Here is a 12,804-nt window from a genome sequence, read left to right as displayed (position 1 = left end):
ACGCAGCGTCGTGCAGCACGTGGAGAACAGAGTGCGGGTAGTCATCGCCGAGGATTCGGTCCTGCTGCGGGAAGGGCTCACCCGCCTGCTCACCGATCTCGGGCACGACGTGGTCGCGGGAGTGGGCGATGCCGAGGCCCTGCTGAAGACCGTGGCCGACCTCGGGGCGGAGCAGGCACTGCCCGATGTGGTGGTGGCCGATGTGCGGATGCCGCCGACCCACACCGACGAGGGCGTACGGGCGGCGGTGCGGCTGCGAAAGGAGTACCCCGGGATAGGGGTGCTGGTCCTCTCGCAGTACGTGGAGGAGCAGTACGCCACCGAGCTGCTGGCGGGCAGCAGCCGGGGCGTGGGGTACCTCCTCAAGGACCGGGTGGCCGAGGTCCGCGAATTCGTCGACGCGGTCGTACGGGTGGCGCGCGGGGGCACGGCGCTGGACCCGGAGGTGGTGGCGCAGCTGCTGGGCCGCAGCCGCAAGCAGGACGTGCTGACGGGGCTGACGCCGCGCGAGCGAGAGGTCCTGGGCCTGATGGCCGAGGGCCGGACGAACTCGGCGATCGCCCGGCAGCTCGTGGTGAGCGACGGGGCGGTGGAGAAGCACGTCAGCAACATCTTCCAGAAGCTCGGGCTCTCGCCCAGCGACGGGGACCACCGGCGCGTCCTCGCCGTACTGACCTACCTGAACTCCTAGCGATCTGACACCCTGCCAGCCAGTCGCCCGACCCGCCGGTGGGCGCCGGATGAGCACCCGGCGTGCACCCTGTGGATCTCCGCAACGGGTGTCCGGCGAGTCCCCGCCGGGCAGTTCTGGGCGGGAGGGCCTAGCACCAAAGACCTACGAGCAGAGCACTTCCATCCAGTGATCGGAGGGCTTGAGAAAGATGGCAAAACGGGCTAAAAGGGTGTCTCAAAACAGTGTCCACCATATGATCGGCCCCTGGAGGGCGAACCGCACGGACGTAGGGTTGCCTCTGGAGCCGCCGGCTGACCGGACGGTTCCGAACCGCCGCCCCAAGGGAGGTCCAGTTCAGTGACGAGCCAGGTCAGTAGCGCGGCAGAGAAGGCCGATGAGGCCAACGATGCCGTCCTCGGGGGTCAGCGCGCCCCCCTGTCAGGAACGACGGGAACCACCGGCGGCGACGGGAAAGAGGTCCGCCGCCTGGACCGGGTGATCATCCGTTTCGCGGGTGACTCGGGTGACGGGATGCAGCTCACGGGTGACCGGTTCACCTCGGAGACGGCATCGTTCGGCAACGATCTCTCCACCCTGCCGAACTTCCCCGCCGAGATCCGGGCCCCCGCAGGCACCCTGCCAGGGGTTTCTTCCTTCCAGCTCCACTTTGCCGATCATGACATCCTCACCCCCGGCGACGCACCCAACGTCCTGGTCGCGATGAACCCCGCCGCCCTGAAGGCGAACATCGACGACGTGCCGCGCGGCGCCGAGATCATTGTGAACACCGACGAGTTCACCAAGCGCCCGATGGCGAAGGTCGGATATGCGACCAATCCGCTGGAGGACGGGTCTCTGGAGGCGTACAACGTCCACCCGGTGCCGCTGACGACGCTGACGATCGAGGCGCTGAAGGAGTTCGGGCTCTCCCGCAAGGAGGCCGAGCGGTCCAAGAACATGTTCGCGCTCGGGCTGCTGTCGTGGATGTACCACCGGCCGACCGAGGGGACGGAGACGTTCCTGCGGCAGAAGTTCGCGAAGAAGCCGCAGATCGCCGAGGCGAACGTGGCCGCCTTCCGGGCCGGGTGGAATTTCGGCGAGACGACCGAGGACTTCGCCGTCAGTTACGAGGTCGCTCCCGCCTCGCAGGCTTTCCCCACCGGCACCTACCGCAACATCTCGGGGAACCTCGCCCTGTCCTACGGCCTGATCGCCGCCGGGCAGCTGGCGGACCTGCCGCTCTACCTGGGCTCGTACCCGATCACCCCGGCCTCGGACATCCTGCACGAGCTGTCCCGCCACAAGAACTTCGGTGTACGCACCTTCCAGGCCGAGGACGAGATCGCCGGAATCGGGGCGGCGCTGGGCGCCGCGTTCGGCGGGGCGCTGGGGGTGACCACGACCTCGGGGCCGGGTGTGGCGCTGAAGTCGGAGACGATCGGGCTCGCGGTCTCCCTGGAGCTGCCGCTGCTGATCATCGACATCCAGCGCGGCGGCCCCTCCACCGGACTGCCGACCAAGACCGAGCAGGCCGACCTGCTCCAGGCGATGTACGGCAGGAATGGCGAGGCCCCGGTCCCGATCGTGGCCCCGCAGACCCCGGCCGACTGCTTCGACGCCGCGATCGAGGCGGCCCGCATCGCCCTCACGTACCGCACCCCGGTCTTCCTGCTCTCCGACGGCTATATCGCCAACGGCTCAGAGCCGTGGCGCATCCCGGAGACAAGCAGCCTGCCCGACCTCACCACCCCCTTCGCCACCGGCCCGAACCACACCCTGGCCGACGGCACCGAGGTCTTCTGGCCCTACAAGCGCGACCCGCAGACCCTGGCCCGCCCCTGGGCGATCCCCGGCACGCCCGGCCTCGAGCACCGCATCGGCGGCATCGAGAAGCAGGACGGCACCGGCAACATCTCCTACGACCCGGCCAACCACGACCTGATGGTCCGCACCCGCCAGGCGAAGGTCGACAACATCGAGGTCCCCGACCTCGTCGTCGACGACCCCGCCGGAGCGGCGACGCTGGTGCTCGGCTGGGGTTCGACGTACGGGCCGATCACCGCCGCCGTCCGCCGGCTCCGCGCCGCCGGGCAGCCCATCGCCCAGGCCCACCTCAGACATCTCAACCCCTTCCCGGAAAATCTCGGCGAGGTGCTGAAGGGTTACGACAAGGTCGTCGTCCCGGAGATGAACCTCGGTCAGCTCGCGATGCTGCTGCGGGCGAAGTATCTGGTGGACGCCCACAGCTACAACCAGGTCAACGGGATGCCGTTCAAGGCCGAGCAGCTCGCCACAGCTCTCAAGGAGGCCATCGATGCCTGACACCCAGGAACTGCGGCACAACGAACTGCTGCAGCTGGTGCCCAAGGCCGAGGCGAAACAGTCCATGAAGGACTTCAAGTCCGACCAGGAGGTGCGCTGGTGCCCCGGCTGCGGCGACTACGCCGTCCTCGCCGCGGTGCAGGGGTTCATGCCGGAGCTGGGGCTGGCCAAGGAGAACATCACCTTCGTCTCCGGCATCGGCTGCTCCTCCCGCTTCCCGTACTACATGAACACCTACGGGATGCACTCCATCCACGGCCGCGCCCCCTCCATCGCCACCGGGCTCGCCACCTCCCGCCGCGATCTGTCGGTCTGGGTGGTCACCGGTGACGGCGACGCGCTCTCCATCGGCGGCAACCACCTCATCCACGCCCTGCGCCGCAACGTCAACCTGAAGATTCTGCTCTTCAACAACCGGATCTACGGGCTGACCAAGGGCCAGTACAGCCCCACCTCCGAGATCGGCAAGATCACCAAGTCGACGCCGATGGGTTCGCTCGACGCGCCCTTCAACCCGGTGTCCCTCGCCCTCGGCGCGGAGGCCTCGTTCGTGGCGCGCACGGTCGACTCCGACCGCAAGCACCTCACCAGCGTGCTGCGCGCGGCGGCCGAGCATCCGGGTACAGCGCTGGTGGAGATCTACCAGAACTGCAACATCTTCAACGACGGAGCCTTCGAGGTACTCAAGGACAAGGAGCAGGCCGCCGAGGCCGTCATCCGCCTCGAACACGGGCAGCCGATCCTCTTCGGCGCCGACGGCTCCAAGGGCGTGGTCCGCAACCAGGCCACCGGTGACCTGGAGGTCGTCGCCGTCACCGACGAGAACCGCTCCCAGGTCCTCGTCCACGACGCCCACGCCGACTCCCCCACGACGGCGTTCGCCCTGTCCCGGCTCGCCGACGCCGACACCCTGCACCACACCCCCATCGGGGTGCTGCGCAGTGTCCAGCGGCCCGTCTACGACACCCTGATGTCCGACCAGGTGGAAGCCGCCGTGGAGCGCGACGGCAAGGGCGATCTCGGCGCGCTCCTCGCCGGGTCCGACACCTGGACCGTCGTCGGCTGACAAGCCGCAGCCACCGGAAGCAGGCCCGGGCCCGATCCCCCGAACAGGAGGATCAGGTCCGGGCCTCGTCGTACGCCTCGCGCGCCGCCTGCACCGCGTCCACCTGGCGTTCGGTCCAGCGGGCGAGCGCCCACACCTGTTCGGCGGCCTCGGTGCCGAGCGGGGTCAGCGAGTAGTCCACGCGGGGCGGGATCACCGGCTGCGCGTCCCGGTGGACGAAGCCGTCGCGCTCCAGCGTCCGGAGGGTCTGGGCCAGCATCTTCTCGCTGACCCCGCCGATCGTGCGGCACAGCTCACTGAAGCGGTACGAGCGCTCCAGCAGGGCCGCCAGGACGAGGACGCCCCAGCGGCTCGTCACATGCTCCAGCACCAGGCGTGACGGGCACATCGGCTGGTTGACGTCCTGCACGGGCTTCGGCAGGCCTGCCAGGCCGACCGGGCCCGCTCCCGCACCGTTCTCACTGACTCCCATGCGGGTACCTTACTTCAAAGTGGGTACTTTCAATTAGTTAGCGTCTGCCTTACGCTCGGCCGGGAAGGCAACCGCAGACAGCACCCGCGAAACAGGAGCCCCCCCATGAGCATCGTCGTCACCGGAGCCACCGGAGAACTCGGCCGTCTCGTCATCGACGAACTGCTGGCCACGGTCCCGGCCGGCGAGATCGTCGCGGTCGTCCGCAACAAGGAGAAGGCCGCCGCACTCGCCGCCCGGGGCGTCGAGCTCCGTATCGCCGACTACGACCACCCCGAGACCCTCGCCGAGGCCTTCCGGGCCGGCGACCGGGTGCTGCTGATCTCCGGCAGCGAAGTGGGCAAGCGGGTCGCGCAGCACACCGCGCTCATCGAGGCGGCCAAGGCGGCGGACGTGGCCCAGCTGGCGTACACGGGCATCCTCGGCGGACCGGACGCGGACTTCCTGCTGGCCGACGAGCACAAGGCCACCGAGCAGCTGATCCTGGACTCCGGGCTGCCGTACACCTTCCTGCGCAACGGCTGGTACACGGAGAACCACACCGCCAACCTCGCCCCCGTCCTGGAGCACGGCGCGGTCGTCGCCAACGCGGGCGCGGGCCGGATCGCCTCCGCCGCCCGGGCCGACTACGCCGCCGCGGCGGTGGCCGTGGTGACCGGCGAGGGCCACCTCGGCAAGGCCTACGAGCTGAGCGGCGACACGGCCTGGTCGCTCGCCGAGTACGCGGCCCTGCTGTCCGAGGTGACCGGCAAGGAGATCACGTACAAGCAGGTCCCGGCCGCCGTGCACCAGGAGATCCTGGTCGGCGCGGGCCTGCCCGAGGGGTTCGCCGCGATCCTCACCGACGTGGACGAGGCCATCGCGCGCGGGCTGCTCGCGGGGACGAGCGGTGACCTGGCCCGGCTGACCGGCCGCCCGACCACCCCCCTGGCCACGACCGTTCGCGCGGCTCTCTCCGGCGCCTGACCCCCTGACCCGCACACCGGGTCGCGTGTCATGAGTGTCTACCTGAAACGGCTATGACACGAGGACCTTCCGGCGTTACCGTCATCCCGTCGGGCAGACGCGCCGGCACAGGTAGTCCGGGAGGGGCCCGTGAAGGGGAAGAACGAACAGCGGGCCGGCCTGCTGTACGGAGTCGGCGCGTACGGGATGTGGGGCATCGTCCCCCTCTTCTGGCCGCTGCTGAAGCCGTCCGGGGCGATCGAGATCCTCGCCCACCGCATGGTCTGGTCGCTGGCCGTCGTCGGGATCGCCCTGCTCGTGATCCGGCGCTGGGCCTGGATCGGCGAGCTGGCCCGCGACCCGCGCAAGCTGGGGCTGATATCGGTGGCGGCGGCGACCATCACCGTCAACTGGGGCCTCTACATCTGGGCCGTGAACAACGGCCAGGTCGTCGAGGCCTCGCTCGGCTACTTCATCAACCCGCTGGTCACCATCGCCATGGGCGTCCTCCTGCTCGGCGAGCGGCTCCGGCCGGTGCAGTGGGTCGCGGTCGCCACCGGCCTGGCCGCCGTACTCGTCCTGGCGATCGGGTACGGGCGGCCGCCGTGGGTCTCGCTGATCCTGGCGTTCTCCTTCGCCACGTACGGCCTGGTGAAGAAGAAGGTCAACATGGGCGGCCTGGAGTCGCTGGCCGCCGAGACCGCCGTCCTGTTCCTGCCCGCACTCGGCTTCCTGCTCTGGCTGGCGGCCACCGGCGCGTCGACGTTCACGGCCGGGGGCGCGGGCCACGGGGCGCTGCTCGCCGCGACGGGCATCGTCACGGCGGTCCCGCTGATCTGCTTCGGCGCGGCGGCGATCCGGGTGCCGCTGTCGACCCTGGGGCTGCTGCAGTACCTGGCGCCGGTCTTCCAGTTCGTCCTGGGCATCGTCTACTTCCACGAGGAGATGCCGCCGGAGCGGTGGGCCGGGTTCGCGCTGGTCTGGCTGGCCCTCTCCCTTCTGACCTGGGACGCCCTGCGCAACGCCCGCCGCAACCGGGTCCTGGCGGCGAAGCTGCTGGTGACAGCTGCGGCGGCCCCCGCGCCTACGAGCCCGCAGACCGCGACCCCCGCATTCGAGGCCCCGGAGACCGCGACCCAACAAAAGATTACCTAGTTGCTTTTATTACTCGGTTACGTTTTCCTGTCGGCTATGACGGAACGTGACCGAGCAGCAGCCATGACCGACGACGTACTCATCGTGGGCGCGGGCCCCACCGGCCTGACCCTGGCTCTCGACCTGGCCCGGCGGGGCTCCGCCGTACGCATCGTGGACAGGTCCCCCGCCCACCCCCGCACCTCGCGCGCCAAGGGCCCCAACCCCCGGTCGCTGGAGATCCTGGCGGACCTCGGGGTGGTGGACGAGGTGCTGGCCGCCGGTTCGGCGCCGCTGCCCATGCGCGTGTACCGCGACCACCGCCCGGTCACCGAGACCGACCCGTGGGCGGACGCGGCCCCGACGTCGGCCGCACGGTTCGACCGGCCGTGGCTGATCGCCCAGTGGCGGCTGGAGGAGATCCTGCGCACCCGGCTGGCCGGTCACGGCGTCCACGTCGAGCTGGGCCGCGAGGTCGTGGGCCTGGTGGAGGGGGCGGGCGGGGAGCACGTGGACGTGATGTTCGCGGAGGGCCGGGCGACGCGGGCGCGGTACGTCGTCGGGTGCGACGGCGCCCACAGCTCCGTACGCGAACTGCTCGGGATCACGTTCGACGGGACGACCGCCGATGACCAGGTGATGGTCACCGGCGATGTGGAGCTGGACCACGAGGACCTGGGGCGGGACCGGTGGCACCAGTGGTTCGACGAGGACGGGGCCGTCATGCTCTGCCCCGTTCCCGGCACGCGGACGGGGTGGTGGTTTCAGGCCGGGCCCGAGCGGGACGAGGAGGGCCGGCCGCTCACGCCCTCCCTCGACGGCTTCCGGCGGCTGCTCACCCGGCACACCGGACTGCCGGGCCACCACCTGACCCGGGCCGAGCTGCTGTCGACGTACCGGGTGAACGTCCGCATGGCCGACCGCTACCGGGTGGGCCGGGCCCTCCTCGCCGGAGACGCGGTCCATGTGCACGCCATCGCGGGCGGGCTCGGGATGAACACCGGGATCCAGGATGCGTTCAACCTGGGCTGGAAGCTGGGCCAGGTGCTCGCCGGGCACGCGGACGCGGGGCTGCTGAACACGTACGAGGAGGAGCGGCTGCCGGTCGCCGCCTGGACGCTCGACCTGACGTCGGACCGGCTGCGGACCACTCTGGAGGCGATCCGCAGGCCGGGCGGGAGTCTGGGTTCCGCGATGACCCAGGAGACGGCGGGACTCGGCATCGGCTACCGGTGGAGCAGCCTGGCGGGTACGGCACCCGGCGCACCGGTCACCGGCCCGTACGCCGGGGACCGGGCCCCCGACGCCCCCTGCCGGAACGCCGCGACCGGGGAGCGCACGCACCTGTACGGCACCTTCGCGGGCCCGCACACCACCGTCCTCGGCTTCGGCCCCGCGAGCGCGGCGGTGCTGCGGGAGGTGGCGGCCGGATACGGGGAGGGCGCCGGGGTCCGCACCTGCCGGGTGTACGGGGCCCACGAGGACCACGGCGCGGCGGAGCCCGGTGCGGTGATCGACGACCAGGGACATGCGGCGGCCGCGTACGGCATCGATGCAGGTGGAGGCGGTCTCGCCGTCATCCGGCCCGACCACCACCTGGGGGCCGTGGCTCCGGCCGGCGACCCCGGTTCGGTACGGGAGTACCTGGGGCTGGCGCATGGAGCACCCGGCACGGTGGACGCGATGCGATAAGGCTGATTGAGTGCCCGGATGGGGACAGTCCTGGGCGGGATGAGGAACGTGCGGTGGCACGAGCTGCAGCACGCGTACGGCTCCGCGTCCCAGGTTCCCGGCATGCTGTCGCGGATCGCCTGGGGTGACGGCCCGACCGCCCATGACGCCCTGAGGGACCTGGATCAGTGGATCGGCGCCCCGGCCGTGTTCGACGCGACGGTGGCAGCGGTGCCGTTCCTGTGGGAGCTGGCGGCGACGGAGACGGTCAAGGACCGGGCGGGCGTGCTGGACCTGCTCGCCTCGATCCTCGCCGCCGGCCGCGCCCAGCACCCCGAGTGGACGCGCGCGGCGCACGAAGCGGTGGCGGAGGGCCGCCCGACGGCGGCCCGGCTGGCCGCGGGCGCCTCGTCAGCGCGGGAGCAGGCCGTACGGGAGGCCGCCGCGCGCCTGCTGGCCGCGACGGACGGGCACACCTGCGCGGCCTGCCTCCCGCGCACGGACTGAAGTCGGGCTGCGATCACCGGCGGACCACCGGGCGGCCTCAAATGCACGGGGGCCAAGGGGAGTTCAAGAGTTCGCCAAGACTTGGCCGACGCAAAGGGCCGGTGACGACAGCGGAGTTACGGTCCGTGCGTGAAAATGACCCCACATGATCAAAACCGGGTGGCCACCAGCCGCCGCGCCCTGCTCCGCGCCTCCGTCGCCACCGCCGCGGTAGCCGCTGGAACCGGCCTCGTCACCGGCGCCTCCCCGGCCGGAGCCACCACCCTCCAACGCCCCTCCCCCAGACCTGACACCCCCGCCGCCGCGCTGACGGAGCTCTCGACGGGCAACCGGCGGTGGCGCACCCTGCACCAGCGGCACCCGCACGAGGCGCGCCCGCTGCGTCAGTCGCTGGTCTCCGGCCAGCACCCGTTCGCCCTCATCCTCGGCTGCATCGATTCCCGCGTACCGCCGGAGCTGGTCTTCGACCAGGGGCTCGGCGACCTGATGACCGTGCGCTCCGCCGGTGAGGTCCTCGACGAGGCAGTCCTCGGGAGCATCGCCTACGGCGTCCTGGAGCTCGGCATCCCCCTGGTCGTGGTCCTCGGTCACCAGGCGTGCGGGGCGGTCGCCGCCGCCGTGGAGGCGGAGGAGACGGGGGCGTCGCTGCCCGCCCACATCCAGTACATAGCCGACCAGATCAAGCCCGCGATCGACCACGACCACCACGGCGCCGCACGGGTGGACGCGACGATCGACGCGCAGGTACGGATGGTCCGTTCACGCCTGTCGCATGAGGCCGATCTCGCCGCCGAGGTGAACGCGGGAAAGCTGGCGATCGTCGGCGCACGCTACGAACTGAGCACGCAGTTGGTGCACCGGGTGCGATGACCCGGCCGATGCCCCCCCCCAGATCAGATCAGCTCGGCCACCACCCGGTCCATCACACCCTTCCAGTACGTACGCCGCTCCTCCCGCTCCTCCGCGCCGAGCCAGAGGGCGACACCCTCCGGTCCGGTGATGAACTCCCATACGGCCTGCGGCGGTTGCTGGATCGTGCGGGAGACACCGATCTCCCAGCCCGCGTCCTGAGTGAGTCCGGTGGGCATGGCGGGGACCGCTCCTGTCCGTTGTCGTCGGCTCAGTCGTCGACGGTGGTCAGCCGGGCGCGGTGGGCCCGGACCTTGTGGCGGTTTCCGCACCGCTCCATCGAGCACCAGCGCCGCCTGCCGGGCCGCGAGGTGTCGACGAACAGCAGGCGGCAGTCGTCGGCGCCGCACGTACGGACCCGGTGGGCGCAGGCCCCCGTGAACAGGTCGACGGCGTCCCGCGCGACGGTGGAGAGCAGCGCGGTCCCGGCCGCGCCCGCCGCCCACTCCCGCGCCCCCTCGGCGGTCAGCCGGGCGGTCAGGGGCGGGTGCGCCGCCGCGTCGTTCACGGTGGCAAGGTCGCCCGGCGCGGGCGGCAGCGCGGCCACACGGGCCTCCGCCAGCCGCCAGAGCGCGTCGCGCAGACGGCGCGCGGCCGCCACCTCGGCCGGGCTCACGGCGAGGTCCAGCCCGCCGGGCAACCGGCTCTCCGCCGCCCAGCGCACCAGGTCATCGGGGCCGTGCAGCACCTCGAAGTGCGCGAGGGGCCCGGGTCCACCGGTCGGCAGGAGCTCCAGACACAGGGCGCCCGGGTCGAACCGGAACGAGCTGCCGTCCGGATGAACCAGCAGCATCCCGGGGGGCGCATGCCGTCCCGGCGTGTCCATTGCGCTCGCACTCATGTAACCACTATAAACGGTTTCCATGACTCGCACACTGTCCTGGAAGCTCGTCATCGACAGCGCCGACCCGCACGCCCAGGCCGGATTCTGGGCCGAGACCCTCGGCTATCTGATCGAGGACAACAGCACTCTGGTCGAGCAGCTCCTCGCCGCCGGAGCCGTCCCCGAGGCCGTCACCACCCACGTCCACGGCCGCCGCGCCTGGCGCGACCTCGCGGCGGCCCGGCACCCGGACGACCCGTACGACGGGACGAGCGGTACGGGACTGGGGCGGCGGCTGCTGTTCCAGCGCGTGCCGGAGCCGAAGACGGTCAAGAACCGGCTGCACATCGACGTGCACACGGCCCCGGGCGCACGCGACGCGCAGGCGGAACGACTGGTGGAGCTGGGCGCGCGCATCCTTCACGCGGTCGACGAACCGGGCGGGAGCTGGCTCGTACTCGCGGACCCCGAAGGCAACGAGTTCTGCGTGAACTGAAGGGTTCCGCGCAGGCATGAAGGGCCGCATACCCGCGAGCCCTGGCGCCGTGTCGCACGGTATGACGCAAGGGGCCAGACTGAAGGGGAGGGGCCTTCCCTCGTGTCCCTCGGAAGGTGAGGGAGGAATGATGACTGCCACCACCCGGAAGGACACCCCTGTCGCCATCGCAGGTGACGGAGTGGAGCTGCGCCTCCAGGACGTCGGCGGACACATGTCGGTCGCCTTCGTGCGTTTTCCCGAGGGCACCGACATGAGCCCGGCCCTCAAGGGCCTGGCCGGCGACCTCTGCCCGTGCCCGCACTGGGGCTATCTGTTCAAGGGGCGGCTGAAGATGCGGACGCCGGACGGCGACGAGTTCTACGAGGCGGGTGAGGCCTTCTACTGGCCGCCCGGCCACGCCCCGGTGGCACTCGAGGACTGCGAGTACGTCGACTTCTCGCCGACCGAGGAGTTCAACGAAGTGATCGGGCACATCAAGAAGCAAGGGGAATGACGGGCTCCCCGAAGGCCGAAGGCCAACCGCCCGCCCCTTCCACGGGGGACAGATCCGGAGGCAGCGTCAGGCATATCCCGGCGACGGAAAATGGTCGCACATCCGCAACCGTCCGCGACTCCAGGAATGACACCACCGGCCCGGTCCCGACCGTCCCCGCCACCGCGTGCACGGCGTTCGTCGCGGGCGTCCGCGCCGGGGAGCTCCGCGCCGTCCGAGCAGCCGCCCGGCCGCGCGACGGCCTGGCCGAAAAGCCCCGCCGCACCTGTGCGGTGGGGCTTCTCCATCGGTTCACGCCCTACGTGCTGATCGTCCGCGCTCGCACCCGGCGGGCCGGGCCGCACCCGCCGGCGGGCCGAGAGCCGGGCCGCTGACCCGGCGGCTCTCCCCCGTACGCGAACCGCCTACCGGATCCTCCCCTCCCGCGCAAGCGGCCGTCCGGGCCCTTCTAGGCTGGGGCCCATGCCCACGCCACCCGCATATGCCCTCGTCGCCACCGACCTGGACGGCACCTTGCTGCGCCCGGACGACACCGTCAGCGCCCGCTCCCGCGCCGCACTCGCCCTCGCCGTCTCCGCCGGGGGACGGCACCTGATCGTCACCGGGCGACCGGTTCCCGGGATACGGGCGCTGCTCGCGGATCTCGCCTACACCGGGCTCGTCGTGTGCGGCCAGGGCACGCAGCTGTACGACGCCGACAGCGCACGGCTCCTGCGCTCCGTCACCCTGGACCGGGAGGCCGCCGACACCGCGCTCGGCAAGATCGAGGCGGAGGTCGGGGCGGTGTTCGCGGCCGTGGACCAGGACGGGGTGGACGGCGTCACCCTGATCGAGAACGGCTACCGGATGCCGAACCCGGCGCTCCCCGCCCTCTGCGTGGGCTCCCGGGGCGCCCTGTGGGAGCGGCCGGTCATCAAGGTGCTGGTCCGCCATCCGGAGCTCGGCGACGACGCGCTGGCCGCCGCCGCGCGCGGGGCGGTGGGCGACCTGGCCGGCGTCACCATGGCGGGGCCCGGCACCGTCGAGCTGGCTCCGTACGGGGTGGACAAGGGGACCGGGCTCGCGGCGGTGGCCGAGCTGCTGGGGATCGGGGCGGAGAGGACGGTCGCGTTCGGGGACATGCCCAACGACCTGCCGATGTTCCGCCGTTCCGGCCACCGGGTGGCGATGGGCAACGCGCATCCGGAGCTGCGGGCGGCGGCGGACGAGGTGACCTCGACGAACGCGGAGGACGGGGTGGCGGAGGTGCTGGAGCGGCTGTTCGGCTGAGCGGCCGCCGCCGGGGACCGC

General features: G+C 71.4%; 14 protein-coding genes and 1 pseudogene. 12 read left to right on the top strand and 3 right to left on the bottom strand.

The window, feature by feature from the left end; genetic code table 11:
* Positions 1-31 precede the first annotated feature (31 nt).
* From ABZ154_RS07115 to ABZ154_RS07105, 3 genes are all read left to right on the top strand, one after another.
* On the top strand, positions 32-691 hold the full coding sequence (locus ABZ154_RS07115; protein ID WP_073877489.1) for a response regulator transcription factor: 660 nt from the start codon (positions 32-34) through the stop codon (positions 689-691).
* Positions 692-1,030: 339 nt separating this feature from the next.
* Complete coding sequence (locus ABZ154_RS07110) at positions 1,031-2,995, top strand: 2-oxoacid:acceptor oxidoreductase subunit alpha (RefSeq protein ID WP_356829857.1); 1,965 nt, start codon at positions 1,031-1,033, stop codon at positions 2,993-2,995.
* Complete coding sequence (locus ABZ154_RS07105) at positions 2,988-4,061, top strand: 2-oxoacid:ferredoxin oxidoreductase subunit beta (RefSeq protein ID WP_356829855.1); 1,074 nt, start codon at positions 2,988-2,990, stop codon at positions 4,059-4,061. The genes ABZ154_RS07110 and ABZ154_RS07105 overlap by 8 nt, the downstream gene beginning before the upstream one ends.
* 52 nt (positions 4,062-4,113) lie before the next feature.
* On the opposite strand, the gene ABZ154_RS07100 is transcribed toward ABZ154_RS07105, so the two are convergent.
* Entirely contained in the window at positions 4,114-4,533 is a 420-nt protein-coding gene (locus tag ABZ154_RS07100) for a helix-turn-helix domain-containing protein (protein WP_356829853.1), read from the bottom strand.
* A 105-nt stretch (positions 4,534-4,638) separates the two neighbouring features.
* Here ABZ154_RS07100 and ABZ154_RS07095 point away from each other — a divergent pair, with 105 nt between their 5' ends.
* The 5 genes from ABZ154_RS07095 (at position 4,639) to ABZ154_RS07075 (ending at position 9,660) form a co-directional block, all read left to right on the top strand.
* Positions 4,639-5,499: an SDR family oxidoreductase gene (locus ABZ154_RS07095; RefSeq protein ID WP_356829851.1), complete on the top strand. Its 861-nt coding sequence runs from the start codon at positions 4,639-4,641 to the stop codon at positions 5,497-5,499.
* A 129-nt stretch (positions 5,500-5,628) separates the two neighbouring features.
* A complete protein-coding gene (gene rarD / locus ABZ154_RS07090) occupies positions 5,629-6,633 on the top strand; it encodes an EamA family transporter RarD (RefSeq protein WP_356829849.1) in 1,005 nt (334 codons plus the stop codon).
* Positions 6,634-6,696: 63 nt separating this feature from the next.
* A complete protein-coding gene (locus tag ABZ154_RS07085) occupies positions 6,697-8,304 on the top strand; it encodes an FAD-dependent oxidoreductase (protein WP_356829847.1) in 1,608 nt (535 codons plus the stop codon).
* Positions 8,305-8,322: 18 nt separating this feature from the next.
* Positions 8,323-8,790 carry a hypothetical protein gene (locus ABZ154_RS07080; protein WP_356829845.1) on the top strand — a complete coding sequence of 156 codons (468 nt, stop codon included), beginning with the start codon at positions 8,323-8,325 and terminating at the stop codon, positions 8,788-8,790.
* Positions 8,791-8,925: 135 nt separating this feature from the next.
* Positions 8,926-9,660, top strand: a complete 735-nt coding sequence (locus ABZ154_RS07075; protein WP_356829951.1) for a carbonic anhydrase — start codon at positions 8,926-8,928, stop codon at positions 9,658-9,660.
* Positions 9,661-9,683: 23 nt separating this feature from the next.
* Here the strand turns inward: ABZ154_RS07075 and ABZ154_RS07070 are convergent, their stop codons facing one another.
* Together ABZ154_RS07070 and ABZ154_RS07065 are read right to left on the bottom strand one after the other, a co-directional pair.
* Positions 9,684-9,878 carry a hypothetical protein gene (locus ABZ154_RS07070; RefSeq protein ID WP_356829843.1) on the bottom strand — a complete coding sequence of 65 codons (195 nt, stop codon included), beginning with the start codon at positions 9,876-9,878 and terminating at the stop codon, positions 9,684-9,686.
* Between the two features lie 32 nt (positions 9,879-9,910).
* Complete coding sequence (locus ABZ154_RS07065) at positions 9,911-10,540, bottom strand: ABATE domain-containing protein (RefSeq protein WP_356829841.1); 630 nt, start codon at positions 10,538-10,540, stop codon at positions 9,911-9,913.
* Positions 10,541-10,562: 22 nt separating this feature from the next.
* Here ABZ154_RS07065 and ABZ154_RS07060 point away from each other — a divergent pair, with 22 nt between their 5' ends.
* The 4 genes and pseudogenes from ABZ154_RS07060 to ABZ154_RS07045 all read left to right on the top strand — a co-directional run bounded on the left by ABZ154_RS07060 (position 10,563) and on the right by ABZ154_RS07045 (position 12,783).
* The gene (locus ABZ154_RS07060; RefSeq protein WP_356829839.1) at positions 10,563-11,018 is read left to right on the top strand and encodes a VOC family protein; all 456 of its coding nucleotides are present in this window, start codon (positions 10,563-10,565) and stop codon (positions 11,016-11,018) included.
* 130 nt (positions 11,019-11,148) lie between these two features.
* Positions 11,149-11,514, top strand: coding sequence for a hypothetical protein (locus ABZ154_RS07055; RefSeq protein ID WP_356829949.1), 366 nt, complete (start codon positions 11,149-11,151; stop codon positions 11,512-11,514).
* A gap of 107 nt (positions 11,515-11,621) precedes the next feature.
* Positions 11,622-11,720: pseudogene (locus tag ABZ154_RS07050) on the top strand (DUF397 domain-containing protein); the annotation flags it as partial.
* Positions 11,721-11,976: 256 nt separating this feature from the next.
* Positions 11,977-12,783 carry an HAD family hydrolase gene (locus ABZ154_RS07045; RefSeq protein WP_356829837.1) on the top strand — a complete coding sequence of 269 codons (807 nt, stop codon included), beginning with the start codon at positions 11,977-11,979 and terminating at the stop codon, positions 12,781-12,783.
* Positions 12,784-12,804: the final 21 nt, after the last annotated feature.

Origin of the sequence: Streptomyces sp. NPDC006261, assembly GCF_040613515.1 — a bacterium.
GTDB lineage: Bacteria > Actinomycetota > Actinomycetes > Streptomycetales > Streptomycetaceae > Streptomyces.
Note: the sequence above shows the minus strand (reverse complement) of the source record. Positions and strands in the feature narration are given on the sequence as shown.